The sequence below is a fragment of the Chryseobacterium sp. BLS98 genome (assembly GCF_001045445.1).
Classification (GTDB): Bacteria; Bacteroidota; Bacteroidia; order Flavobacteriales; family Weeksellaceae; genus Chryseobacterium.
The window spans coordinates 244,655-268,222 of record NZ_LFNF01000005.1; the positions used below are offsets into that span (position 1 = coordinate 244,655).

Genomic DNA, 23,568 nt, shown 5'->3' on the forward strand with positions numbered 1-23,568 from the left:
ATTTTTTCTTGGTGCAAATATAATGATTCTTCATAAACCCACAATTGGTAAAAAAAAGATTTTTATCATACTTTTTTACAATATCCCCGTCTATCAATTTAGCAATATAACGATGATAGGTTCTGGAAAGATTGGTCAACTCTTAAATTGGTACATTGGTACATTATCTTTATATTTGCAGTCAAATTTTTCCGTTTTGAAAATTTTCAAGAATTTTAAAGATTATTCCTCTCAAAAGCCTTTAGCATTATCTCTAGGAATGTTTGACGGAGTACATCTGGGACATAAAAGTATTATTGATGAACTGATCAATGTGGGCACCAAGAATAATCTGGAAACAGCTATCCTTACTTTTTGGCCACATCCCCGTTTTGTTTTTAACCCGAATGAAGATCTCAAGCTTCTCAATACGCTGGAAGAGAAAAAACAGCTGATTGAAAAATACGGCATCAATCATTTATTCCTGAAAGAATTTGATGAAGAGTTCAGAAACCTTACCGGAGAAGAATTTGTACGCCAGATCCTGATTGATAAACTGAATGTAAAATACCTTATTATTGGTTACGACCATTCTTTCGGAAAAAATAAGAGTGGAAATTTCGAGCTTCTTCAGAAACTTTCAAAAGAACTGGATTTTGTTGTGGAGCAAATGGAAGCCATCAATATCCACGAAAACAATATCAGTTCCACCAAAGTTCGCAATGCTCTTTTAACAGGAAACATTAAGGAAGCCAATGAAATGCTGGGTTACTCCTACTCTGTTTCCGGAAACGTTGTTCACGGGAAAAAGATTGGAAGAACCATCGGTTATCCTACTGCCAATATTGAAACTGAATTGATCAAACTTCTTCCCAAAAAAGGAGCTTATATTGTAGAAGCTGAAGTAAAAGGACAGTCATATAAAGGAATGCTCAGCATCGGCACCAATCCTACTGTAAATGGAGAGAAGCTAACCGTTGAAGTCTATATCCTTGATTTTGAAGGCGATATTTATGATGAAAAGATCACGGTAAGATTCAGAGATTTTCTTCATGACGAAATTAAGTTTGAAGGTCTTGAAAAACTTATTGAAAGACTGGATGAAGATAAAAGACTGACCCAGGAGTTTCAATTTTAACTATTTACAATTTCCTCTTTCGCTTTTTTGGTCAGTGAATTAAATACCAATTCATAAGAATGGTCTATCAGTTTAAAGATCAAATCTCTTTTCAATCCGTCTGCAAGTACAGAATTCCAATGGGTTTTGTTCATATGGAATGCCCCGGTAATCTGCGGATGCTGTTCGCGGAGTTCTGCACTCCACTCAGGGTCGGTTTTTACATTGATACTTAACGGCTGCTTTTCTAAGGACATGAGCAGGAACATTTTTGTCCCGACTTTCATCACAAGCGTTTCATTATCAAAAGGAAAGGTTTCCGTAACTCCTTTTTTTGTCAGGCAATAATCTAAAACTTCGTTGGCATCCATGAATTTATGATTGATAGTGATTAATGATCATTGATATTAATTTCAAATTTAGTAAATTTAAGAAAGAAATAATATCATCACCCATCACAATTATTATGAAAGCTTTGGTCATCGGTGCAACAGGCGCTACAGGAAAAGATCTGGTTAAGCAGCTGCTTAACGATAAGGAGTTTGAAGAAGTTGATATCTTCGTAAGAAAACCTGTGGATATCCAGGATGATAAGCTGAAGGTTCATGTGGTTGATTTTGAAAAGCCTGAAGAATGGAAAGATAAAGTAAAGGGTGACATTGCATTCTCATGTCTTGGAACTACGCTGAAAGACGCCGGAAGCAAAGAAGCCCAAAGAAAGGTAGATTTCGATTACCAATATGAGTTTGCCAAAGCAGCCAAGGAAAATGACGTGGAAGATTATGTTCTTGTATCTGCTTACGGAGCCAATCCGAAGTCTAAAATTTTCTATTCGAAAATGAAAGGTGAGCTGGAAGAAGCCGTCAAGCAGCTCCATTTCAATAAAATCACCATTTTTAAACCCGGAATGCTTGAAAGAAAGGATTCTGAAAGAACCGGGGAAGTTCTGGGCAGCAGGGTTATAAAATTTGCCAACAAACTGGGACTTTTGGAAAGTCAGAAACCTTTACCTACAGATATTTTGGCTAAAGCCATGATCAATTCGTCCAAAATAAAAAGTAATGGCTACTCCAGTATTAAACTGGGGAATATTTTCTGCTTTGCGGAAAAGACTGATCATTAAAATCTGGGAAAGTACTTCTATTTTGTAGTTTTAGCCCCTATACTGTTTCCTAATTTTTCATATTCAATGTCATTAGGTTCCCAAAGCTCTATTTTATTGCCTTCCATATCCATGATGTGTACAAATTTCCCGTATTCGTAAGTTTCAATTTTATCAACAATGGTAACGTTTTCTTTTTTCAGCTGTTCAACGAGCTTTTCAAGATTCTGTACGCGGTAGTTGATCATGAAATCTTTTTCGGAAGGCTGAAAGTATTTCGTTTTTTCGCTGAAAGGACTCCACTGGCTAAATCCTTTTTTAGAATTGTCCGAGCCCTGATACCATTCAAACACCGCTCCATATTCATTGGTATTAAGTCCAAGATGATCTTTATACCAATCTCTCATCTTTTTAGGATCTTTACATTTAAAGAAAATTCCACCGATTCCCGTAACTCTTTTTAAATCGTCTGAATTCTTTTCTGTTGCTGATTTAAAGGCAAAACCCAACATAAAAGAAGCAAGGATGCAAAGGGTAAAAATTAATTTTTTCATGAGTAAAATGTTATTTTTTTATAAAAATATATTTTTTTGGAATACTTTGAGCATATTATTGGTTGTTTATAACGCTTCGACTCCACTCAGCGTGACAGTTTGAACAATACAAATAGTATTAGACTGTCACGCTGAGTGGAGTCGAAGCGTTATTTTATGCTTTATCTTACTTCAAATACTTTGTAATAGCCTCATCCGTAGGTTTTGTAGTACTTACAAAAGTATCAATCAGTTTTCCGTTTTCATCCAGCAGGAATTTGGTGAAATTCCAAAGAATCGTTGTATTCTTTACTCCGTTGAGTTCTTTTTCTGTTAAATATTTAAAAATAGGAGCTGTATCATCCCCTTTTACAGAAACTTTAGCTGCTAAAGGAAATGTAACTCCATAATTTTTCTGACAGAATGCTCCAATTTCAGTATTGGTTCCCGGTTCCTGACCTCCAAAATTATTGGCAGGAAAACCTACAATGACAAGTTTATCTTTGTATTCTTCATACACCTTTTCCAGATCTGCATACTGTGGCGTAAATCCGCACTCTGATGCCGTGTTTACAATAAGGATTTTTTTTCCTTTAAAGTCTGCAAAGTTAATCTCCTTACCGTCAAGGCTTTCCACTTTGAAATCATATATTGTTTTACCCATAAGTTCTTTGGTTTTAGTTTGAGAAATTTCACTTTTCTGATTGGTACAGTTCTGTAAAAATGCCACAAAAGAAAGCAGCAATAAGAAAATCTTTTTCATTTCTATAAATTTTAGCGGGCAGTTTTGCCACAGTTATTTTTCAAAAAATGCAATACATTATGAATGCTCCTAGAATTTAAATGTATTGGCAGGAAAAACTTTATTTACATCTACTCTGTTCAGGATCATCACGAAGTCTCCGTCCTTTTTAGTACTTGAAGATTCAATCTTAAAAGGCATTGAAAGATTCCCTACTTTCTTATAATCGGCATATGTCAGTGTTTCGTCCTTTTTAACTTCTTTTAAAAGCATATAGGTTTTAACATCAAAATAATAAATATTTTTATTTACATTTTTAGTTAACTCCACTTTGTGGCAATATATGTCTCCTACTTTTTCCTTTCCCAGATATTTGGCATCAAAACCTTTGTTTTCCCAGTCGATAAAGTCATTATCAAAGCTTTCAGGAACATATTCAGGATATACCTGAAGCTTGTTGGCTGCATAGTTCATTGCGTAACCTTTAACCCCGTCATAGCCTTCTATTGCTGTTTCTTTACCGTTAATGCTGATCACTGTTTTAGTAAGATTGGGACGCTGCTGAAAAATTTTTATAGGATATTCATCTTTAACTCCCAGGATCACTTTTCCCTGCAGCAGTACTGAATTTAAGAGCTTCCAATTCATTAATCCTCCGGACAGTTCTATGTTTTTTTCTATAATCTCTTTTGCTGTTTGGGCGAAAGACAATTGTGAAAGTATCAGCACAAATACTAAAAATAATTTCTTCATTAATCTTATTTATATTTCAAATATAAGGGGAATTGGGCGAAAAAACAAAGAAGTGAAAGACAATTGGGAAAATGCTAAGAGTATATTATTTCTTCCTTTTTCTTCCTTAAATCAATTTCCTTGCTTTCTCCAGATCTTCGGGGGTATCGATCCCTACTCCAATGAAATTGGTTTCTATTAATTTGATCTTCATTCCGTATTCCAGGTAACGGATACATTCGATCTTTTCTGATATTTCAAGAGGCTTCATTTCCAGCTTGGAGAACTGAAGCAGTGCATGTTTTCTGAAAGCATATACTCCAATGTGCTTAAAATAGCTCACATCATAAGAAACCTCTCTGTGAAAAGGAATTACAGAACGGCTGAAATAAAGCGCAAATCCATTATTGTCTGTAATTACCTTTACATTATTCGGATTTTCAATTTCTTCTTTTTCCGTTAGCTTTATCTTTAATGAAGCGAGCGAAATTTCCTGGTTATCATCTTCTTTAAAAACTTCAATAAGCTGCTTTAAAGGCTCTAGTTTAAGGAAAGGTTCGTCACCCTGGACATTGATAACAATATCACAGTCGATATTCTGCACAGCCTCTGCAATACGGTCGCTACCGGTTTCATGCTGGCCGGTCATAACCGCTTTTCCACCATTCTTTACAATTTCATCAAAGATAATTGGTGAATCCGTAGCCACAAATACTTCATCGAACAGCCCGGTTTCTGCAACATTCTGATAGGTGGTCATGATGACTGTTTTTTCACCCAACATCTGCATAAGCTTTGCCGGAAAACGGCTGGCTTCGTAACGTGCGGGAATGACGGCTATGATTTTCATTGATAAATTATTAAAGTTAATACAACTTGATTATATTATATCTTATTTTCAAAAACGCTTCGACTCCGCTCAGCGTGACACTGCTAACTGTAACTGTTTGTGAAAACGTGTCATGCTGAGCGGAGCCGAAGCATTTATTTTTATCATGTAATAGTGTAATGATTTATTTTGTAAACCATTACGCTGTTTTTACATTAAAACTATTTAAGATTGTTCAGTGCATTTTCCAATTTAGGAAGCATCACTTTGATCTCATCAACAGCCAAACCACCTACGGAAGCACGGAACCAAGGCTCAGATTTTGCTTCCCCGAAAGCTGAAAATGGTACTAAGGCAACTCCGGCATCATTAATCAGATAGAATACCAGGTCAGAGGAGTTTTCAATAACAGAACCATCCGGTTTAGTTTTTCCGATATAGTCTAATTTAATGGTAAGATACAGAGCTCCCATCGGTTCGATGCTTTCTACAGCTAATCCTTTTCCTTTCAAATCCTGGATTCCTCCGTGAAGAACTTTCAGACTTTCTTCCAGCTTTCCTTTGAAATCTTCTACGAAGACATTTACGTTTTCTGTATTTTCAAAGAATTTTGCAGTAGCTTCCTGTTCAGGTTTAGGTGCCCATGCTCCAACGTGCGTTAAAAGGGCTTTCATTTTATCAAGAATATGAGAAGGACCGAATCCCCAACCTACGCGTACACCGGTTGCGGCAAGGCATTTAGAAATTCCGTCGATATAAATGGTGTATTCCTTCAATTCAGGGAAGAGAGAAACCGGATCTACATGTTTTGCACCAAAAGTAAGGTTAGAATAGATCTGGTCATACATCAGGTACAAAGGCTTTTCATCTGCTCCTCTTTTTCTGTTTTCTTCAAGAACCAGTTCACAGATATCCGAAAGCTGTTCTTTTGTAAACATGGTTCCTGTAGGATTCAGCGGTGAGCACAGTGCCAAAAGAACGGCACCTCCTAAATGAGGTCTCAGGTCATCAGCGGTTGGAAGGAAATTGTTTTCAGGGGTTGTTTTCACTTCTACTGCCTCTGCAGAAGTAAGGTAGGCATAGTGATTGTTGTTCCACGATGGTGTAGGATATACTACTTTATCACCTTCGTCAACAATTGTTTTATACACTGCATAAATCAACGGTCTTGATCCGGCAGTAATTAAAATATCATTGGGTGAATAATCCAGGTTCCATCTGTTTTTCAGGTCTCTGGAAACTTCATTTCTTAAAGATAAAAGTCCGTTTGCAGGCGGATAATTCGTCAGATTATTCTGATATGCCTTCTGAATCTCTTCCTTCAGCAATGCTGGAATAGGATATAGATTAGAATTCAGGTCACCAATAGTAAGATTGGCTATCTCCGCTCCTTTTGCTTTTAAATCATTTACTTCATTACCAATTTTTACGATTTCGGAACCAATCAGGTTCGCCGCTAATTTTGAAACTTTCACTTTATTTTTATTTAAATTTATTTTTTATGGGATTAGGAATTAGGTTTTAGGTTTTAGGTTTTAGGACTTAATTTCGGGTGCAAATTCCCAATTCCTAAATCCTAATCCCTTATTTTTTTATGTCAACTGTAAATCTTTTCTTACGTCTTCTATTTTAGCTTCCAAAGATTTTAATTTATCCCTGAAATCTGCTTCAGAAACAACAGCATCTTTTACAGAAATATAAAACTTGATCTTCGGTTCTGTTCCGGAAGGTCTTATACATACTTTGGTGCCGTCCTGGGTATAATAAATCAGCACATTCGATTTTGGAATGTCGTTCATTACTTTTGTTTCGTTTTTTGAAACAGAGAAGCTGGTTTGTTCTTTAAAATCCTTCACTTCTTCCACTGAGGATCCGGCCAGCTCTTTTGGCGGGTTTTCACGGAAGTTTTTCATCATATTCTGAATTTCTTCAGCACCTTCTTTGCCTTTTCTTACGATATTGACCAATCCTTCATAATACATTCCAAGATCCTGGTAGATCTCAATCAGGTACTGGTACATTGTTCTTCCGTTAGCTTTACACCATGCAGCAATTTCACATGCCAGAAGGATACTTCCGCAAGAATCTTTATCGCGCACAAAATCCCCGGTCATAAAACCGAAACTTTCTTCACCACCGCAAACGAATTTTTCTTTTCCTTCAAAATCACGGATCATTTTCCCGATCCATTTGAAGCCTGTTAACCCAACTTTACAGTCAACGCCGAATTTTTGGGCAATATCAAAGAAGATATCTGAAGTTACAATCGTAGAGCCGATAAACTCTTTCCCGGTGATTTTTCCCTGCTTTCTCCACTCATTCAAAATGTAGTAGGTAAGGATCGTATTGGTTTGGTTTCCATTCAGAAGCTGCATTTCACCATCAAGGTTTCTTACGGCAATCCCCAGTCTGTCCCCATCGGGATCTGTACCGATCACAATGTCTGCGTTAGTAATTCTTGCCAGATCCATAGCCATTTCCAATGCTGCCGGCTCTTCCGGGTTTGGAGATTCTACCGTAGTAAAATTGCCGCTTGGGATCATCTGCTCTTTGACCAGATCCACTTTTTTGAATCCTGCTTTTTCCAAAGCTTTCGGAACGGTAGTATAAGTGGTCCCGTGGATCGAGGTGAAAACAATATTCAAATTTTCTTTTCCTACGTTCTGATAGGTTGAATTTTCAATACAGGCATCGATATACACATCGTCCTGCTCTTCCCCAATCCATTCGATCAGGTCATCATTACCATTGAATTTTATTTCTTCAAATTTTACGGAATATACTTCATTGATAATCGCTTCATCATGTGGCGGAACAATCTGTGCCCCATCGTTCCAGTATACTTTATAACCGTTATATTCCGGCGGGTTGTGAGAGGCTGTAAGTACAATTCCTCCGTTACATTTTTTGTCTCTTACCGTGAAAGAAAGTTCCGGAGTCGGCCTGTGGTCTTTAAAAAGAAGCACTTTAATTCCGTTGGCTGTTAAAACATCAGCTACCAGTTTTCCGAATTCTTTTGAGTTATGGCGTACATCGTAAGCAATGGCCACCTTGATTTCTTCTCCCTTGAACTGCTCAAGCATATAATTTGCCAATCCCTGTGTAGCCTGGCCTAATGTATATTTGTTTAAGCGGTTGGTTCCTACTCCCATGATACCTCTCATTCCTCCTGTTCCGAATTCGAGTTCTCTGTAAAAAGAATCTTCCAGATCCGGAGAATTGCTGTCGATTAGCAGCTGTACAGCATCTTTTGTTTCTTTATCGAATGTATCACCTAACCAAAGTTTAGCTTTTTCTAATGTTGTCATATTTGTATTTAAGTTTGGAAGCCTGAAGGTTTGAAGATGGAAAATTTTATGTCCCAATTCAAAATTTCTGCTTTTGTTTTATTATTGTTTATTTTTTGTCTGGAAGCTGGAAGCCTGAAGATAGGAGAAATCTTTGTCCCTGAATTCAAGGTTCCTTCTTTGTTTTATTATTCTGTCTATTCAATCTGGAAGCTGGAGGCTTGAAGATGGAAGAGATTTTGTCTTCATATCAAATTTCCACTTACTATTTTTATTGATGATAATATCTATCATTTTAAATCTTAATCCTTTAGCTGATTTCTAAAAGCAATCATCTGATTCATTAAAATATAGCTTTCATTATACATTATCTTAAATTCTTCTTCTGGAATATAATTCCGGTTTTTTGCCTTGTAAAGACAGGTTACCGTTTCAGCCAGAGAGCGAATTGCATATCCAAGAAATTTTTTAAACTCTGGCTTTGACTGTAAAATACTTCCTTCCGAAATATTAAGCCCGACAGAATCTGATGCCCTTCTTATCTGAGAAGTCAGATTAAAAGCTTCATCTTTCGGAAAGCTTTGAGACAATTTAAAAATAGCCTCTCCAAAATCCATAGATTTTTGCCATATAATCAATTTCTCAAATTTAAAACTCATCTATTTGTTTTTTTCTTGTGATAACTCCCATCTTCCTTCTTCCATCTCCCATCTTCTTATCATTCCAGTTTTTTATTCTCAACCCTTGTTGTCTTATCAATTTTAAAGGCCCGAATAGGATTATTATAATAGACAAATTTTGCGGTGTTCTGTATATTTCCTTTTAAAGAATCTTTTACATTCACTTCTGCATAATTCCCATTTTTAGAATCAATATTCAGGTTTTCTATTTTCCAGTAAGGTGCGATAAGGCTTGCTGTATCAGAGATTTTTATTACTGCATTTTTGGTTTGTCCCAAAAAATTGGCCCGGCTTCTGTTCTGCATCTCTACTTCTGCTCTTCTCGTGTTCACTGACCCCATAAAAGTAGCATAATTTTTTAAATTAAGCCTAAAATTATCGGTCTTAATTTCGCTCGAAATATTCATTTCTACAGAATCTGCAACGGTAACTTTTTCCAGATTATATTTTGAATAAATCGTTACATTATAGAAATCCACTCCTTTTGTGCCTCTTTTTTCTTTGATGAAAAGGGTTTTGTCATCAACGTCCACATCCAGGTTATCAGCTACATTCGGATAGGTTTCAATTTCTACGAAATTCTTGGCTCCTCTGGCATAAAAAACACGAAATTTACCTTCCAGATTCAGGTTCACGAATTCTGAAACATCCACATCCTTCCTTTCAATATTTCCTTTGGGAGAAACTTTTCCGCAGGATACAACAGACAATAATAATAACGTATAGAGTGTATTTTTCATTTTAATTTAAAATATTGTATATAAAATCAAACTTATGACTGTACTTTCCACTCCCATCAAAACATAAAGAACCAATACCCGCCACAGTAAACCTGGTTTTGAGTACGATTTTTTAAAAGCATTCCAATACGTAATTGCCGGGAAGAGAACAGAAAGACCGAATATAATTTTATCGATGAGATCGAAAATCCTTGAAACAGGTTTCCATAAACCGATCAGACTCACGATATCGTCCAACAAAAATAAGATTAAAATTCCTAAAAGACTTACTGTTCCGATGATAAAATGCTCTGCAATATTCAAATTTATTCTTTTAAATAAAAAATAAGCATTGATTGCGAGCATCGGAATAATAACAAATAAAATAGTTTTGGAATATTTGGAGAAAAAATTTTTCATATTCAGAACGTCATCCGAAAGAATTTCTGCGGGTGAAAATTTTTCGTAAAAATGATAGCCTAAAACATTAAAACCAAAAAGAATCAGTAACAACGATATAAAATTGTTGTACCTGATTCTTTTTCCTGAAATATAATCCATCGCCGTTTCTCCCGGTCTGAATGAAATATTTTTTAAAGTACGAAAAAATTTAGCTTCAACATGCCAAATCGATCCGAGAATATCATGTTTAACCAAAGAATGTGGAGTTATTCTTGCTGTGTCCGCTTTCTGTCCGCAATGAGCACAAAACTCATCGGAGATTGAACGACCACAGTTCAAACAACTTTTTTTATTCATTTTTCAAATTAATGCATCATATTTAATTCTTTATTTTCCTATAAAACCAAGTATTCGGTTTTTCTGATATTGACGATAATAACAAATAATTTCTATTCAAATAAGAAATTTTCATTAAAACAGTATCCTTATCAGTTATATATTTTAATTTTAATAAATTTCTCTCTTTTTGATATCCTCCTTTAAGATCAATAGATGTAAAAGTTTGATCATCATAAAAAGTCAAAATTCCTGTTCCTTTTTTAGAGCTATTCTCTTTAGTTTTTAAGGTATCAATATTATGAATTACAACTCCTTCGTAAACTTCAACAAATTCCCATTCTCCCACTATACTTCTTGATTTACAAGAAGATAAAAATAAAATTACAAATGGAATTAATGATAATTTTAAAGATTTAATTCTAAGCATAAATTCATTAAATCACATCATCAATATTATAATTTTTATGCTCTCTATTTGTTCTGATGATCATTTCTCCCAAGAAACCGGCTATAAAGAGCAGGGTTCCCATAATCATCATCGTAAGGGCAATATAAAACCACGGATTGTTCGTAATCAGATGTCCATAAATTCCTCTTGCAACGTCAATCAGTTTTGAAATTCCCAGCCAAAGTGCAGAAAGAAATCCTACAATAAACATGACTGTTCCCACAGCCCCGAAGAAATGCATAGGCCTTCCTCCGAATCTGCTGACAAACCAAAGCGTTACCAGATCCAGGAAACCTCTGATAAATCTTTCGGTCCCGAATTTTGAAGTTCCGTATGGTCTTGCCTGGTGCTGCACTTCTTTTTCGGTAATTCTTCTGAATCCTGCATTGGCTGCCAAAACAGGAATATAACGGTGCATATCCCCATACACATCGATGGATTTCACCACCTGCTTTTTATAAGCTTTAAGGCCACAGTTGAAATCATGAAGGTAAACGCCTGAAACTTTTCTTGCGGCTGCATTGAAGAGTTTGGACGGAACATTTTTCGTCATTACGTTGTCAAAACGTTTCTTTTTCCAGCCTGAAACGATATCGTAATTATCTTCAGTGACCATTTTATAAAGTTCTGGAATTTCTTCCGGAAAATCCTGTAAATCAGCATCCATGGTAATTACTACGTCCCCTTTTGTCCTTTCGAAAGCGGCATGAAGAGCTTGTGACTTACCATAGTTTCTGGAAAATTTGATGGCGTGGATCTGAGGGTGCTGAACCTTCATATTTTCGATGATGCTCCACGACAGGTCTGTACTTCCGTCATCTACAAACCAGATTTCATAGGACAGATTATTGGAATAACAAACATTGTCAATCCTTGAAAAAAGCTGTTCCAAAGAGTCTTCTTCGTTTAATAACGGAATAACTATAGATAAATTCATTTAATTTTAATAAAAATTATTCTTGATTTTCTGTTTCCTGATACACTGTTCTTGTTCTGAAAAATGCTCCAAAAAACACTGACAAAACTACGTAAAATATAAGAATTGCTGCAAAATATCCTGAAAAATGACTGGCGGTAAGCATATCTTTCCCTTTAATGGCTTCAGGAGAAAAGCTTGGCAGCCTTTCTTTGTATTTTTTGTCTAATTCATCGATATCTTTCTGATGTTTCAAAATCTTTCTTGCAGACTGATATTCAGTGTCCAGTTCCGTTTTCTGTCTCTGTACATACTGGTAGTTCAGCAATTTTTTTGCATCCGTATCTACGAAATTAAGGAAAGCATAGATACTGAAGATGGAAAGAATTCCCCCGATGAACATCGGAATGAAGGCTCTTGAAAATGCATCTTTAAAAGTGACCACCCTGTTTTTGTTCCAGAAAGATTTCACGGACCAGAATGCTGCTCCTGCATAAAGAACCGGAAGAATAAAAGCATTGATTTTCAAAGAGGTATCAAAGTAATTAATTCCCGAGAAAAAGTAATAGGCTACAAAAAAGATGATCATTGTAGCTATAAAAAGTATAATTCCTAATGTTGATGGACTTTTCGTCATGTTTAATTTTTTAGAAAAAACCGAAAAATTATTGCCCTAAATTCCAGCTGTTTAGCTTTATTACTGCATTTTTTCGACTAATTTTCTCTAATTATGTTTTGAAGTTTATAAAATATTCCTACCTTTGCAACGGCAAGTCCTAAACAACCAGCTCCTGAGAATCCTCCAGGGTGGGAACACAGCAAAGGTAATTGGTCGTAGCGGTGTGATTTAGGTAGCTTGCCATTTTTTTTGGTTTAAGTTGAAGTAAGGTAATTGGAAAATTATCTTTTTTTGTTTCTATACTTTTCAGCATTTCCATTCTAATTTTCAAATTACCTTTCATCATTGTTTAAAATTCAAACTCCTCTCCCGGTTTTGGAAGGACAAGTTCTACATTTTTATCTGCAAAATTCTTTAATGCACTTTCATGGTTGATCTCAATGGCAGGAAATGTATCAAAGTGGCATCCGATTACTTTTGGAGTTTTCAATAATTCTGCTGCTGCAAAAGATGCGTTTCCAGGACCCATCGTATAATGGCTTCCGATTGGCAGGATAGACAGGTCAATATTCCCGTAAAGTCTTGGGAACAGCTCCATGTCAGCCATCACACCCGTATCTCCAGCCATATAAATGTTCTTACCTTCAGGCAGCCTGAAAATATAGCCCACAGGAACACCCCCATAGCTTCCATCCGGGAACGAACTTGTGTGGTGAGCCGGTACCATGGAAATTTTAAGATCGTCGATTTTTGCCGATCCTCCTAAGTTCACATCGTTTTTATTTTTGGCTGTTTTGAAATATCTGCAAACCTCAGGAACACCAATGACTACTGCTTCTGGATGATGCTGTAATACTTCTTCCACATCGGCAATATGATCGCCATGGGCGTGGGTAAGTAAGATATAATCTATTTTCTGAGCCGCTATATCAAAGCCGGATTCTGCTTTTTTGTAATTGTAAAAAGGATCACTTAAAATTGTTTTGTCTTTGTAAGTAAACAAAAAACAGTTTTGTCCTAAAAATTGTATTTTCATTTTTTAATTTATTTTTTATTAAGTACATGAAATTGTTGAGTTGAAAAGAATCTGATACAACAATAAGCTTACTGGTATAATAATAAAGATTTGAAGGATTAAAAATTCTCTTTTTAATTTTTTCTTTCCAGTTAGTAAAAGTAAAGCCCAAACTGCATTTGCAATAACAACGATAAAAATTAAAAGAGGTAAGAGACTAAATTCAGAAAGCGACATAGTATCTTGTAATTCATTAATTAAATTATAAGTAAGAAATAAAGCTAAAATAATTGATAAACAAGAAGTTATTTTTAAAGCTATATTCATTATTCTGCAGGAAATTTATCTTCAATTAAATTCAGTTTGATTCCATGCTCAAGATAAGCCTTACAACCGTCTAAAACTGTTGTAAAACCGCCTGTATTGTCATTAATTATTTTTAAAAGGTCATCACCCGTCTGGCTGAATCCGTAGCTTTTAATAACAACAAGAGTTCCTTTTTCCATTTTTTTAAATTCGTAGTCCACGTTCACTGCAGGATTCCCCCATTCTGTTTTTATCAGCTGGTTTAGAACGACCTCATGCACCTGAACTTCAGATTTTACGTTGTACATTTCCCACTCCCACGTAATGGTTTTACCCTTCTCTAATTTTCCGGTAGATTTTGTAAACCAGAAATTCGTAGTCACTTCAGGATTGATGAATGCCTCAAAGACTTCTTCAACCGGTTTTCTGATAAGCATCTGAGCTTGAACATAAATATCTGAACTCATAATCGTGATAATTTATTTAAAGAAATTAAGACCTATGGCGGTAAGAACTGCCATTGTAAAGGTAAGGATACCCACCTGTTTTAAGAATGGATCCAAGTCTTTAGGTTCTTTTACTGACATGATTTTTCTTCTGAGCTTAGAAAATGGAATCAGTAAGATCATTACGATGAAAACATAATAATTTTGAGACTGTATAAAACCATTTAACCCTAAAAATATAAGAATTAAGATCAAGGGAAGCTGTAAAAGGATCATTTCGTAAATCATTGCATTTTTGAAACCAATCCTTAGAGCAAAGCTGTTTTTTCCGGACAGTCTGTCGCTTTCTATGTCTCTCATATTGTTAAGATTGAGAACTGCCATACTCATCATTCCTACCGCTGTTCCTGGCAGCAGCATATCCCAGCTGAATGTTTTGGTGAACAGGAAATAACTTCCGCAAACCGAAACCAAACCGAAAAAGATAAATACAAAAAGATCACCCAACCCCATATATCCATAAGGTTTTTTTCCAACTGTATAACCAATTGCTGCTAAAATACAAGCCACACCCAGTCCTATGAAAATATAAAATTCATTCATATAATCCGGAATGAAAGCAACATACAATAAGCCAATTGTAGCAATAAATGACAGTAGAGAGAAAATGATTACTGCATTTTTCATTTGTTTTGCCGTAATTTTTCCTGAAGCTACTGCCCTGGATTCTGCTTCATTGATCCTTTTGGCATCTGTCCCTTTTACGCCATCCCCATAGTCATTGGCATAGTTTGATAAAATCTGGTACAGAAGGGTTACCAGAAGTGCCAGAGCAAAAATTTTCCAGTCCCATATTCCACCTTCTCCATAAAGTCTCCATTTTGCAATGAAGGCTCCCATAATAATCCCGCTTAGGGAAAGCGGTAAAGTTCTTAGCCTTGCGGCTTTTATCCAATCTGACATAAATTTATAATTGATAAGTGATCATTAATAGATGATAATATCAATTATCATCTATTAATGATCATTTATATTTTTAAGATATCCACTGATTTTCTCCGAAGTCCGGCTTTCTTTTTTCCAGAAATGCATTTCTTCCTTCCTGAGCTTCTTCCGTCATATACGCCAAACGGGTTGCTTCGCCTGCAAATACCTGCTGGCCAACCATTCCGTCATCTGTAAGGTTCATGGCAAATTTCAGCATTCTGATGGAAGTCGGGGATTTTGCCAATATTTCCTGAGCCCATTCGTAAGCGGTGTCTTCTAATTCTGCATGGGGAATCACAGCATTCACCATTCCCATATCCAAAGCTTCCTGAGCAGAATAGTTTCTTCCTAAGAAGAATATTTCACGGGCTTTTTTCTGGCCTACCATTTTAGCAAGATATGCAGATCCGTATCCCCCGTCAAAGCTTGTAACATCAGCATCAGTCTGTTTAAAAATAGCATGCTCTTTACTCGCTAAAGTAAGATCGCAAACCACATGTAGCGAATGTCCGCCACCAACAGCCCATCCTGGAACAACGGCAATGACTACTTTCGGCATAAAACGGATCAGGCGCTGCACTTCAAGAATATTAAGGCGGTGTCTTCCGTCTTCACCTACATATCCCTGATGACCTCTTGCTTTCTGGTCTCCTCCACTGCAGAAAGCCCAACCTCCGTCTTTAGCGCTTGGCCCTTCTCCTGAAAGCAGAACAACTCCTATTGAGGAATCTTCATAAGCGTCATAAAAAGCATCATAAAGTTCTGAAGTGGTTTTGGGTCTGAAGGCATTTCTCACTTCCGGTCTGTTGAAAGCAATTCTTGCCACCCCGTTACATTTTTTATAGGTGATATCTTCGTATTCTTTGGCGGTTTTCCACTCAATCATCTTGTAAAATTTTTCTCAAAGATACGGAATTGCAGAGAATTTTTAAGGTGAAATTTAAGGATAATGAAGGTAAAAAACAGCGTTGTGTTTTAGATTAAAAAAACAATAAAACCGGAACATTTCTGCCCCGGTTTTATTTATATTCAACTAAGAAATTATTACTTTGCAGCTTTTGCTTTAAGCTCAGTTTCCTTAGCTTTCAGATCTTTAAGTTTATCCGTATTTTTTGTTACCACATAAATCTCTTTCAATGCAGTAAGGGCATCAAGATTTTCAGGGGCAGCTTTGTACCATCCTTCAGCATATGGAAGTGCTTTGGCAAATCTTTCTCTTCTTGCATCAATCAGTTTGGTTGCTTCATCCGGCTTGTCTTTTCTTGTGGCATTGATCTGGTCTACGATTTTAGAATCGTCGCCAACTATTGTATACACAAGGTTCTGATAAGCATTATCAAAATCCGGCTTGATTTCAATTGCTTTTTTGAATGAAGCTACTGCATCTTCTACGGTAGCGGGATTTTTAGACTGCATTACTCCAAGATTATACCAGTTGGTAGCATCGTTAGGATTTTTAGTAAGCTGTTCCTTAAGAGTTCCTATGAATTTTTCAGTATTTCCTGATTCGAAATAAGCGGTTCCCTGAGCATCTTTAAGTTTAGCATTATTTGGATATTTTGCCAATCCTTTTTCAATGATCGCCAATGCTTCATTAGGTTTCTTCGCATTCAGAAGCAAAGTCGTTAATGTTTCATAGAGTTCCGGTTCCACACTTGGTGTCTGTTCTGTTTTGAAGTCTGAATAATCAGAATTCTTTTTCATAAGATCCCAAGTAGCTTTATCTAAATTTACTACCTGACCGGATTTTTTCTCTTTAGCCGTATACGTTGTCTGAACACCCGTGAAACCTGAATTGATAAGATCCGTGTATATTTTGATGGATTCTTCGCTGTTATTTGCCAAAGCATAGCTCAATCCTGCATAATACATGTATATCTTATCATCCTGGCCATTTGTTTTTAATAAGTTATAAACTTCTAAAAACTTAGGCGCGGCAACGGTATAGTTTTTTGCATTATATGCATCCATTGCTGCTTTGTTCGCTTCCTGCAGTTTGGCATTCACATCACTCTTCTGACCGAAAACGAAAGCAGAAGCTACGATTGCTATACCTAAAATGAGTTTCTTCATAATAACTATATTATATTAATTGTACTTTTTATTCTTCAGAATCAGAATTCTCATTTTCATCAGCCGTGTTTTCTTTTTCAGCTTCTGGCTGTGTACTGTTTTCCTGGTTATCAGTTACGATTCCTGTACCTTCTTCATTTTCTTCAGAATCATCTGCTACCTCTTTATCCATTTCTACTTTTGCAATGGCTGCAATTTCGTCATTTTTCTTAAGGTTGATCATTTTTACCCCTTGGGTATTTCTTCCCATTACTCTCATTTCATCCATATTCATTCTAATGGCAACACCGGACTTATTGATGATCATCAATCCGTCTTCGTCTGTCACATTCTGAATAGCAATCAGATTTCCTGTTTTTTCGGTAATGTTCAGGGTGATCACTCCTTTTCCTCCTCTGTTGGTAATTCTGTAGTCTTCTACAGCGGTTCTCTTACCATATCCTTTTTCGGAAACGACAAGAACTGTTTCTTTTTCTACATCATTCACAACAATCATACCAATTGCCTCGTCGTTATCATCCATGGTAATACCACGCACCCCGATGGATCCTCTACCTACCTCTCTTACTTTTTCTTCAGGGAAACGGATACATTTACCGTTTTTGGTCGCGATCATAATCTGAGAAGTTCCGTTAGTAAGGTATGCACCCAATAACTGGTCATTATCTCTGATTTCGATGGCATTAACTCCATTCACCCTTGGTCTTGAGTAAGCTTCAAGAGATGTTTTCTTGATGGTTCCATTCTTGGTCACCATCACTACGCTCATCTGGTTGACGTATTCGGCATCTTTCAGGTTATTGGTTCTGATGTAAGCTTTAATCTTGTCATCCTGCTCAATATTGATCAGATTTTGTACTGCTCTTCCTTTGGATGTTTTTGAACCTTCAGGAATTTCGAATACTCTTAACCAATAACATCTTCCTTTTTCCGTAAAGAACAGCATGTATTGGTGATTGGTCGCAGAAACAATGTATTCAAGGAAGTCTTCGTCCCTTGTAGTCGCTGCCCTGTTTCCTACACCACCTCTGCTCTGAATTTTGTATTCGGAAAGTGAAGTTCTCTTCACATATCCTGCGTGTGAAATTGTAAGAACCACTGATTCATTCGGAATGATATCCTCGATAGACATTTCTCCTCCTGAATAGTCGATGGCAGTTCTTCTTTCGTCACCATATTTTTCTTTGATTTCAAGCAATTCTTCTTTGATGATCTCGAATCTTCTCGGCTCGTTGGCCAAAATATCTTCCAAGTTCATGATTTCTTTCATGATGGCATCATATTCGTCACGGATCTTATCAAGCTCCATTCCTGTAAGACGCGCTAATCTAAGATCAAGAATAGCCTGAGCCTGGATTTCGGAAAGTTCAAATGCTTCGATCAAGCCTTCTTTTGCAGCCTGAGGATTGGCACTGTGACGGATAATAGAAATAGCTCTATCCAGAGCATCCTGAGTTCCGATTACTTTCATGAAACCTTCAAGGATGTGAGCTCTTTCTTTCGCTTTCTTAAGCTCGTATTGAGTTCTTCTGACAATTACTTCGTGTCTGTGCTCTACGAAATGGTGAATGATATCCTTCAAATTCAGCTGTTCCGGTCTTCCTTTCACCAATGCAATGTTATTAACACTGAAAGAAGTCTGAAGAGCTGTATATTTATAGAGTAAGTTTAAGACCACATTAGGAATAGCATCATTTTTCAGTTCATAAACGACACGCAGACCGTTTCTGTCCGACTCGTCTCTGATCTCATGAATTCCTACAATCTTATCGTCTTTAACAAGCTCAGCTGTTCTGGCGATCATGTCGGCCTTGTTCACCTGGTAAGGAACTTCAGTAACGATGATGGCATTTCTGTTTCCGATTTCCTCGAAATTCACTTTTGCTCTCAGTACTACTCTTCCTCTTCCTGTGTGGAAAGCATCCCTTACACCGTCATATCCATAAATGATCCCTCCTGTAGGGAAATCCGGAGCAGTAATGTGGTGCATCAGCTCATCGATGGTGATTTCTCTGTTATCAATATAAGCACAGATCGCATCAATAGATTCTGAAAGGTTGTGTGGTGCCATATTGGTGGCCATACCCACTGCAATCCCGGAAGTACCGTTTACCAGAAGGTTCGGAACTTTGGTAGGAAGTACGGTAGGTTCCTGTAAACTGTCGTCAAAGTTATTCTGAAAATCAACGGTTTCTTTATCGAGGTCGGAAAGAACCTCATCAGAGATTTTTTTAAGTCTTGCCTCGGTGTAACGCATGGCTGCAGGCGGATCGCCGTCCATTGAACCGAAGTTACCCTGTCCGTCCACCTGAGGATAACGTAAGCTCCATTCCTGAGCCATTCTTACCATCGCATCATATACTGAGGAGTCTCCATGCGGGTGGTATTTACCCAAAACATCCCCAACGATTCTTGCAGATTTTAAATATTTTCGATTAGAGAAAACCCCTAATCCGTACATACCATAAAGTACTCTTCTATGAACGGGTTTCAGGCCGTCTCTTACGTCCGGTAACGCTCTTGAAACGATCACCGACATCGAATAATCGATATAAGACGATTTCATTTCATCAACAATGTTGATAGGAATCAGTCTTTCTCCTTCTTTTTGCATAAACAAATTTTATTATAATGACAGTCAGACCTTTAGCTGTGCGTCTGAAAATTATTTATTTCCATTTTTTATTAACGGGCTAATTTACGAAATTTTTACCGATTTTTGTGGTAGAATTTATCCAAAAAATCTTAAAAATTCATAAAATATGAGCTTATTGAGTATAACTTTCCACTGCACAAAAAACAATATTGAAGAATGGGAAAATTATATCGACGAAACACTGGTTCTGATGGCAGAAAACCTGATGGACGTCAACAAATATATTCTTTCTGAAGTGCACAGTGATTATATTGATGAAGGTAAGAATTACAATCTTCTCCTGATGTTTGATAATGATGATCTCAGGGATGATTTTATTAAAAGTGAAATGCTGAATATTTCAGAAAGGGTTGAAAAGAAGTTCGGAACTGATGTCATGATTTTCAATACGTTCCTGAATCCTAAAAAATCGAGATTTTAAATACAAATCAAAAGCCCTGAAAAATCAGGGCTTTTTTTATTTTTCTCAATCTCTGTGATGTTTGTGTCCTTTGTTTTTATGATGGTGACCTCTGTTGTCATAATCATAATAATACACTCTTTTTTTAACCTGTCCGGGTGCGTAGTACCTTGCGCTTCCACCATATACTTTTTTAGCCTGTCCCGGCGGGAGCCTTCTTGCGTGATGATCATGCACCACACATGAAGTCATCATTAACATAACGGTTATTACCCCCACAATTTTAATTAAACCTTTCATATTTTCCACTTTTTCAAATTTCAATATGGCAATAACAAGGTTAATGCCAAAGTAGGTTTTGAGAATTTTTATATTGGAGAGCCAGAAGGCTTAAAAAGCTTTTGAATTCAGAGATTCCCTAAAGTATTGGTTTCTAATTTAAAGAATATCTATTACTTAACCTACAATTTCACTTCGCTTTTCAAACAGGATAACATCTTTCCACTGGCCGTTAAGTTTTCCAATTTTCTTTCTGACTCCTACGGTTCTGAACCCATTTTTCTGGTGAAATTTTATCGACGCTTCATTTTCGGGAAAGATACTGGCCTGAAGGGTCCAGAAACCATGGCTTTCGCTATCAAGGATCATCTTTTTCAACAGGACTGATCCTAAGCCTTTCCCCTGGTATCTATTGTCAAAATAGATGCTTACTTCAGCAACTCCTTTATAACATTCCCTTTTGCTTACCGGCTTCAAAGCGCACCATCCTACTATTTCATTGTTTTCGTTTTCCAGAACCCAGCGGCAGTCGTTGAAATAATCCATATTCCATGCTTCGGCGGTAGGCACTTCTGTTTCAAAAGTGGATATTCCTCCTTCCAAGCCCTGTTTATAAATTTCCAGCACTTTTTTTTCATCACTGGGAAGCATTTCTCTTAATTCGTAATTCATACTTTATTTAATGGTATTTTCTTTTATTTTTTCTTTTGATTCTTGTATAATGGGTTTGTTTTTCAGTTTCATCTTCTGAAATAACGCTAATATTTCCATCTACTTCAAGGATGGAAAGCTTTACATCTTTTATTTTCTCTACTCCATGTTCCCTAATGGCTTCTTCCAACTCATCCCGGGTAATCTTCACCCTGTTCAGCGCAGTCTGGTCTACTCTTCCGTCCCTGATCAGAATGACAGGATCTTCTTCCATAAATGTTTCAAATTTACGGTTGGAAAACATCAGCCTTTTCAGGATAAAATTGGCGGCAAACAGAACAAGTGCAGCGATAAGTCCGCCCTGAAGCGAGGTATTCTGTCCTACCATCGCATTCTGAACTGCGTTGGAAATAAGCAGAAGCAATACTACATCTCCCGCATTGAGTTGGGAAAGCTGATTTTTACCAAAAAGACGGATAGCAATTACCATAAAAAGGTAAACGCACAGGGAACGTACGACAACATCAAGAATAGGGTTCACAGATCATGTTTTATAATCAAATGTATAAAATTTTACGATCGATGCTCCATTTATTTTTAGCTTAAAAAGAAATTCCGGAAATTTTAAGAATAATTCCTGCTTTAAAAGTACAAAGCAATAAAAAACCGCCTGTTAAAAGCGGTTATTTTTTTAAGGACATTGAGAAATCTGAGCTTCGCTGCATACTGTTTTATTGAGTCTCTCACAGAATACACAATAAATTTTAGGAGATCCTCCGTACACTGCCTTTAATTCTTCTTTGTTAAGCTTCTTTAAATTTTTCATATTGTTTTAATTTGTTTGATAAATATAGAACGTTTTTCCTGAACATTTATTATAGTTTATACATAAAATTTTCATTATTTACAGGAATTACAAGAAATTTTAAAAAATACTTCCGTATCATATGTCTTTATGGTGAAATATTGTTTATAATATATTATGTATCTTTAAATACACCAAAACAATAAAATAATATTGAAATGATCACACCAAAAGGAGCCCACACGGGGCAATTAGATCCGGCAAAGAAATCATTAATCTCTAATGGTCTTCTTTCCGGCCAGGATGATATCAGCAATTACAACAAAGGAGTATGTCATGATGTGGTGGCGTATGCCCTTTACTTGCGAGGGGCCGCTATATCTCCGGATGAACTTGTTCAATATAGAGCTCAGGGATGGCTTAATAAATTCAATTATTCTGCGGGAGACAAATGGAACGGTTACTCGGTGATCCCTAAGGGAAAAGCTGTTGGCTTCTACAGGTTAAGGGATAAAACATGGTTTCACTCTGCTATCACTACAGGAAACTGTTCAGAAATCAGATCTGTAAATGGTTTCTCACTGGGAACGGCATGGTCGGTTCCGGCAGACATGAAGTGGGTTTTAGGCAAGCCTAATGAAGATGGAACATTCAATTATGACGGGACAAAAATAGAGGTATACATATCTTCTTTGTAAATACTAAGCCTTGGTTTAATTTTAATAAAAGTTATCAAATTTAAACCAAGGCTTTATTATTCAATTTACAGCAGCCTCCTTTTCTCAAAAACTGCGTATTTTATTTACAGCGTTAATACATATCAATATTTTAAGATAAAAGATATTGTATGAATATTATCGGTTATGTATTTCAACTGTTACGGGCATTTCATAAGTGTAAGAAACCAAATTATCGTTTAATTGTTTACGGTCTACTCTATAATCAAGTTCGCTTAAAACATTTTCAATTTCTTTGCTTACAACTTTGCAGTCGCCATTAGAATGAACATTTACTATTTTGCCATTTTTTGAAATATCAAATTTTACGACTGAGTTTACTGTTCCTTGTTTGTAATCAGAATTGGTAAGGTCAAAGTTCTCCATCAATTTATTCCTTATATCATTAAAGGTTTCTTTATTCTTACTCAACTGAATTTCCTCAATGGTATTATGATCTGATATCTGTGCTTTAGCCGTATTATTTACAGCTATGAATCCACAAACTAAAAATGAAGCGATTAATATTTGAACTTTATTTTTCATAACTCTTTGGTTTTAAATATTATGTATATCTCCTTTACCAAAGTTATGAAATAATTCATGTTAAATTCACATTGAGTTAACATTAAATTAACATTAAAATCTAATAATTTGATTATCAGATAGATAAATTTAAATAAAGTTGAAAAATTAATATTGAAAGAGTAAATTAATCTTATTTTAACCTTATTATTAATTGATTTTGGGTTAAAAAAAAGAATCTGCATTGCAAATTCTTTTATCTTTT

29 protein-coding genes and 1 other RNA gene are annotated in these 23,568 nt (G+C 36.2%); 5 read left to right on the forward strand and 25 right to left on the reverse strand.

The genetic code is table 11. The features are described 5' to 3' along the window. The first annotated feature begins 196 nt into the window (after positions 1 to 196). Positions 197 to 1,117, forward strand: coding sequence for a bifunctional riboflavin kinase/FAD synthetase (locus ACM40_RS18425; RefSeq protein WP_048504512.1), 921 nt, complete (start codon positions 197 to 199; stop codon positions 1,115 to 1,117). Here the strand turns inward: ACM40_RS18425 and ACM40_RS18430 are convergent. Then, positions 1,114 to 1,467, reverse strand: a complete 354-nt coding sequence (locus tag ACM40_RS18430; RefSeq protein ID WP_048504253.1) for an MmcQ/YjbR family DNA-binding protein — start codon at positions 1,465 to 1,467, stop codon at positions 1,114 to 1,116. The genes ACM40_RS18425 and ACM40_RS18430 overlap by 4 nt on opposite strands. A 95-nt stretch (positions 1,468 to 1,562) precedes the next feature. Here ACM40_RS18430 and ACM40_RS18435 point away from each other — a divergent pair, with 95 nt between their 5' ends. Further along, positions 1,563 to 2,219: an NAD(P)H-binding protein gene (locus tag ACM40_RS18435; RefSeq protein WP_048504513.1), complete on the forward strand. Its 657-nt coding sequence runs from the start codon at positions 1,563 to 1,565 to the stop codon at positions 2,217 to 2,219. Between the two features lie 17 nt (positions 2,220 to 2,236). On the opposite strand, the gene ACM40_RS18440 is transcribed toward ACM40_RS18435, so the two are convergent. The 12 genes from ACM40_RS18440 to ACM40_RS18495 all read right to left on the reverse strand — a co-directional run bounded on the left by ACM40_RS18440 (position 2,237) and on the right by ACM40_RS18495 (position 12,462). Further along, a complete protein-coding gene (locus tag ACM40_RS18440) occupies positions 2,237 to 2,752 on the reverse strand; it encodes a VOC family protein (RefSeq protein WP_316932881.1) in 516 nt (171 codons plus the stop codon). A gap of 166 nt (positions 2,753 to 2,918) precedes the next feature. Continuing rightward, entirely contained in the window at positions 2,919 to 3,494 is a 576-nt protein-coding gene (locus ACM40_RS18445) for a glutathione peroxidase (RefSeq protein ID WP_048504254.1), read from the reverse strand. A 69-nt stretch (positions 3,495 to 3,563) separates the two neighbouring features. Then, positions 3,564 to 4,226 (reverse strand): hypothetical protein, encoded by a 663-nt coding sequence (locus tag ACM40_RS18450; RefSeq protein WP_048504255.1) that lies wholly within the window; start codon positions 4,224 to 4,226, stop codon positions 3,564 to 3,566. A gap of 106 nt (positions 4,227 to 4,332) precedes the next feature. Next, positions 4,333 to 5,055, reverse strand: a complete 723-nt coding sequence (kdsB, locus tag ACM40_RS18455) for a 3-deoxy-manno-octulosonate cytidylyltransferase (protein WP_048504256.1) — start codon at positions 5,053 to 5,055, stop codon at positions 4,333 to 4,335. 200 nt (positions 5,056 to 5,255) lie between these two features. Next, positions 5,256 to 6,509, reverse strand: coding sequence for a pyridoxal phosphate-dependent aminotransferase (locus ACM40_RS18460; RefSeq protein ID WP_048504257.1), 1,254 nt, complete (start codon positions 6,507 to 6,509; stop codon positions 5,256 to 5,258). A 117-nt stretch (positions 6,510 to 6,626) separates the two neighbouring features. Further along, complete coding sequence (locus tag ACM40_RS18465; protein WP_048504515.1) at positions 6,627 to 8,342, reverse strand: phospho-sugar mutase; 1,716 nt, start codon at positions 8,340 to 8,342, stop codon at positions 6,627 to 6,629. Between the two features lie 281 nt (positions 8,343 to 8,623). Beyond that, entirely contained in the window at positions 8,624 to 8,980 is a 357-nt protein-coding gene (locus ACM40_RS18470; RefSeq protein ID WP_048504258.1) for a four helix bundle protein, read from the reverse strand. Between the two features lie 59 nt (positions 8,981 to 9,039). Beyond that, positions 9,040 to 9,741 carry a GIN domain-containing protein gene (locus ACM40_RS18475; protein WP_048504259.1) on the reverse strand — a complete coding sequence of 234 codons (702 nt, stop codon included), beginning with the start codon at positions 9,739 to 9,741 and terminating at the stop codon, positions 9,040 to 9,042. 6 nt (positions 9,742 to 9,747) lie between these two features. Continuing rightward, on the reverse strand, positions 9,748 to 10,479 hold the full coding sequence (locus ACM40_RS18480) for a DUF3667 domain-containing protein (RefSeq protein ID WP_048504260.1): 732 nt from the start codon (positions 10,477 to 10,479) through the stop codon (positions 9,748 to 9,750). 22 nt (positions 10,480 to 10,501) lie between these two features. Then, positions 10,502 to 10,888: a hypothetical protein gene (locus tag ACM40_RS18485; RefSeq protein WP_131705390.1), complete on the reverse strand. Its 387-nt coding sequence runs from the start codon at positions 10,886 to 10,888 to the stop codon at positions 10,502 to 10,504. 7 nt (positions 10,889 to 10,895) lie between these two features. Next, on the reverse strand, positions 10,896 to 11,846 hold the full coding sequence (locus ACM40_RS18490; protein ID WP_048504262.1) for a glycosyltransferase family 2 protein: 951 nt from the start codon (positions 11,844 to 11,846) through the stop codon (positions 10,896 to 10,898). A gap of 16 nt (positions 11,847 to 11,862) precedes the next feature. Then, positions 11,863 to 12,462 carry a DUF4199 domain-containing protein gene (locus tag ACM40_RS18495; RefSeq protein ID WP_048504263.1) on the reverse strand — a complete coding sequence of 200 codons (600 nt, stop codon included), beginning with the start codon at positions 12,460 to 12,462 and terminating at the stop codon, positions 11,863 to 11,865. A 130-nt stretch (positions 12,463 to 12,592) separates the two neighbouring features. On the opposite strand from ACM40_RS18495, the gene ffs reads away from it, so the two are divergent. Continuing rightward, an RNA gene (ffs, locus tag ACM40_RS20335) (signal recognition particle sRNA small type) lies at positions 12,593 to 12,690 on the forward strand. A 103-nt stretch (positions 12,691 to 12,793) separates the two neighbouring features. On the opposite strand, the gene ACM40_RS18505 is transcribed toward ffs, so the two are convergent. From ACM40_RS18505 to gyrA, 7 genes are all read right to left on the reverse strand, one after another. Next, positions 12,794 to 13,480 carry a metal-dependent hydrolase gene (locus ACM40_RS18505; protein WP_048504265.1) on the reverse strand — a complete coding sequence of 229 codons (687 nt, stop codon included), beginning with the start codon at positions 13,478 to 13,480 and terminating at the stop codon, positions 12,794 to 12,796. Positions 13,481 to 13,498: 18 nt separating this feature from the next. Beyond that, complete coding sequence (locus tag ACM40_RS18510; RefSeq protein WP_048504266.1) at positions 13,499 to 13,786, reverse strand: hypothetical protein; 288 nt, start codon at positions 13,784 to 13,786, stop codon at positions 13,499 to 13,501. Next, positions 13,786 to 14,232: an SRPBCC family protein gene (locus ACM40_RS18515; protein WP_048504267.1), complete on the reverse strand. Its 447-nt coding sequence runs from the start codon at positions 14,230 to 14,232 to the stop codon at positions 13,786 to 13,788. The genes ACM40_RS18510 and ACM40_RS18515 overlap by 1 nt, the downstream gene beginning before the upstream one ends. Positions 14,233 to 14,244: 12 nt before the next feature. Next, the gene (gene menA, locus ACM40_RS18520; RefSeq protein ID WP_048504268.1) at positions 14,245 to 15,174 is read right to left on the reverse strand and encodes a 1,4-dihydroxy-2-naphthoate octaprenyltransferase; all 930 of its coding nucleotides are present in this window, start codon (positions 15,172 to 15,174) and stop codon (positions 14,245 to 14,247) included. A 73-nt stretch (positions 15,175 to 15,247) separates the two neighbouring features. Beyond that, positions 15,248 to 16,084, reverse strand: a complete 837-nt coding sequence (locus tag ACM40_RS18525; RefSeq protein WP_040994924.1) for a 1,4-dihydroxy-2-naphthoyl-CoA synthase — start codon at positions 16,082 to 16,084, stop codon at positions 15,248 to 15,250. Positions 16,085 to 16,242: 158 nt separating this feature from the next. Further along, positions 16,243 to 17,271: a tetratricopeptide repeat protein gene (locus tag ACM40_RS18530; RefSeq protein WP_048504269.1), complete on the reverse strand. Its 1,029-nt coding sequence runs from the start codon at positions 17,269 to 17,271 to the stop codon at positions 16,243 to 16,245. Between the two features lie 28 nt (positions 17,272 to 17,299). After that, positions 17,300 to 19,885, reverse strand: a complete 2,586-nt coding sequence (gyrA, locus tag ACM40_RS18535; RefSeq protein ID WP_048504270.1) for a DNA gyrase subunit A — start codon at positions 19,883 to 19,885, stop codon at positions 17,300 to 17,302. Between the two features lie 148 nt (positions 19,886 to 20,033). On the opposite strand from gyrA, the gene ACM40_RS18540 reads away from it, so the two are divergent. Next, positions 20,034 to 20,348 carry a DUF4286 family protein gene (locus tag ACM40_RS18540; protein WP_040994917.1) on the forward strand — a complete coding sequence of 105 codons (315 nt, stop codon included), beginning with the start codon at positions 20,034 to 20,036 and terminating at the stop codon, positions 20,346 to 20,348. Between the two features lie 45 nt (positions 20,349 to 20,393). On the opposite strand, the gene ACM40_RS18545 is transcribed toward ACM40_RS18540, so the two are convergent. From ACM40_RS18545 to ACM40_RS18560, 4 genes are all read right to left on the reverse strand, one after another. Further along, on the reverse strand, positions 20,394 to 20,627 hold the full coding sequence (locus tag ACM40_RS18545; RefSeq protein WP_048504516.1) for a hypothetical protein: 234 nt from the start codon (positions 20,625 to 20,627) through the stop codon (positions 20,394 to 20,396). A gap of 156 nt (positions 20,628 to 20,783) precedes the next feature. Continuing rightward, entirely contained in the window at positions 20,784 to 21,278 is a 495-nt protein-coding gene (locus tag ACM40_RS18550; RefSeq protein ID WP_048504271.1) for a GNAT family N-acetyltransferase, read from the reverse strand. Between the two features lie 7 nt (positions 21,279 to 21,285). Continuing rightward, positions 21,286 to 21,798 carry a DUF421 domain-containing protein gene (locus ACM40_RS18555; RefSeq protein ID WP_048504272.1) on the reverse strand — a complete coding sequence of 171 codons (513 nt, stop codon included), beginning with the start codon at positions 21,796 to 21,798 and terminating at the stop codon, positions 21,286 to 21,288. 150 nt (positions 21,799 to 21,948) lie between these two features. Then, positions 21,949 to 22,083 carry a bacteriocin-like protein gene (locus ACM40_RS18560; protein ID WP_048504273.1) on the reverse strand — a complete coding sequence of 45 codons (135 nt, stop codon included), beginning with the start codon at positions 22,081 to 22,083 and terminating at the stop codon, positions 21,949 to 21,951. Between the two features lie 197 nt (positions 22,084 to 22,280). On the opposite strand from ACM40_RS18560, the gene ACM40_RS18565 reads away from it, so the two are divergent. Continuing rightward, entirely contained in the window at positions 22,281 to 22,760 is a 480-nt protein-coding gene (locus ACM40_RS18565) for a hypothetical protein (protein WP_048504274.1), read from the forward strand. Between the two features lie 156 nt (positions 22,761 to 22,916). Here the strand turns inward: ACM40_RS18565 and ACM40_RS18570 are convergent, their stop codons facing one another. After that, positions 22,917 to 23,324 carry a hypothetical protein gene (locus ACM40_RS18570; RefSeq protein ID WP_048504275.1) on the reverse strand — a complete coding sequence of 136 codons (408 nt, stop codon included), beginning with the start codon at positions 23,322 to 23,324 and terminating at the stop codon, positions 22,917 to 22,919. Positions 23,325 to 23,568: the final 244 nt, after the last annotated feature.

Coding starts and splice junctions, on each gene's coding strand:
- ACM40_RS18445 (WP_048504254.1), bottom strand. CDS start 3,494: ATGAAAAAGATTTTCTTATTGCTGCTTTCTTTTGTGGCATTTTTACAG.
- ACM40_RS18450 (WP_048504255.1), bottom strand. CDS start 4,226: ATGAAGAAATTATTTTTAGTATTTGTGCTGATACTTTCACAATTGTCT.
- ACM40_RS18470 (WP_048504258.1), bottom strand. CDS start 8,980: ATGAGTTTTAAATTTGAGAAATTGATTATATGGCAAAAATCTATGGAT.
- kdsB (WP_048504256.1), bottom strand. CDS start 5,055: ATGAAAATCATAGCCGTCATTCCCGCACGTTACGAAGCCAGCCGTTTT.
- ACM40_RS18510 (WP_048504266.1), bottom strand. CDS start 13,786: ATGAATATAGCTTTAAAAATAACTTCTTGTTTATCAATTATTTTAGCT.
- ACM40_RS18480 (WP_048504260.1), bottom strand. CDS start 10,479: ATGAATAAAAAAAGTTGTTTGAACTGTGGTCGTTCAATCTCCGATGAG.
- ACM40_RS18560 (WP_048504273.1), bottom strand. CDS start 22,083: ATGAAAAATTTAAAGAAGCTTAACAAAGAAGAATTAAAGGCAGTGTAC.
- ACM40_RS18435 (WP_048504513.1), top strand. CDS start 1,563: ATGAAAGCTTTGGTCATCGGTGCAACAGGCGCTACAGGAAAAGATCTG.
- ACM40_RS18440 (WP_316932881.1), bottom strand. CDS start 2,752: ATGAAAAAATTAATTTTTACCCTTTGCATCCTTGCTTCTTTTATGTTG.
- ACM40_RS18475 (WP_048504259.1), bottom strand. CDS start 9,741: ATGAAAAATACACTCTATACGTTATTATTATTGTCTGTTGTATCCTGC.
- ACM40_RS18430 (WP_048504253.1), bottom strand. CDS start 1,467: ATGGATGCCAACGAAGTTTTAGATTATTGCCTGACAAAAAAAGGAGTT.
- ACM40_RS18570 (WP_048504275.1), bottom strand. CDS start 23,324: ATGAAAAATAAAGTTCAAATATTAATCGCTTCATTTTTAGTTTGTGGA.
- menA (WP_048504268.1), bottom strand. CDS start 15,174: ATGTCAGATTGGATAAAAGCCGCAAGGCTAAGAACTTTACCGCTTTCC.
- ACM40_RS18485 (WP_131705390.1), bottom strand. CDS start 10,888: ATGCTTAGAATTAAATCTTTAAAATTATCATTAATTCCATTTGTAATT.
- ACM40_RS18550 (WP_048504271.1), bottom strand. CDS start 21,278: ATGAATTACGAATTAAGAGAAATGCTTCCCAGTGATGAAAAAAAAGTG.
- ACM40_RS18490 (WP_048504262.1), bottom strand. CDS start 11,846: ATGAATTTATCTATAGTTATTCCGTTATTAAACGAAGAAGACTCTTTG.
- ACM40_RS18495 (WP_048504263.1), bottom strand. CDS start 12,462: ATGACGAAAAGTCCATCAACATTAGGAATTATACTTTTTATAGCTACA.
- ACM40_RS18530 (WP_048504269.1), bottom strand. CDS start 17,271: ATGAAGAAACTCATTTTAGGTATAGCAATCGTAGCTTCTGCTTTCGTT.
- ACM40_RS18465 (WP_048504515.1), bottom strand. CDS start 8,342: ATGACAACATTAGAAAAAGCTAAACTTTGGTTAGGTGATACATTCGAT.
- ACM40_RS18545 (WP_048504516.1), bottom strand. CDS start 20,627: ATGAAAGGTTTAATTAAAATTGTGGGGGTAATAACCGTTATGTTAATG.
- ACM40_RS18515 (WP_048504267.1), bottom strand. CDS start 14,232: ATGAGTTCAGATATTTATGTTCAAGCTCAGATGCTTATCAGAAAACCG.
- ACM40_RS18525 (WP_040994924.1), bottom strand. CDS start 16,084: ATGATTGAGTGGAAAACCGCCAAAGAATACGAAGATATCACCTATAAA.
- gyrA (WP_048504270.1), bottom strand. CDS start 19,885: ATGCAAAAAGAAGGAGAAAGACTGATTCCTATCAACATTGTTGATGAA.
- ACM40_RS18505 (WP_048504265.1), bottom strand. CDS start 13,480: ATGAAAATACAATTTTTAGGACAAAACTGTTTTTTGTTTACTTACAAA.
- ACM40_RS18565 (WP_048504274.1), top strand. CDS start 22,281: ATGATCACACCAAAAGGAGCCCACACGGGGCAATTAGATCCGGCAAAG.
- ACM40_RS18540 (WP_040994917.1), top strand. CDS start 20,034: ATGAGCTTATTGAGTATAACTTTCCACTGCACAAAAAACAATATTGAA.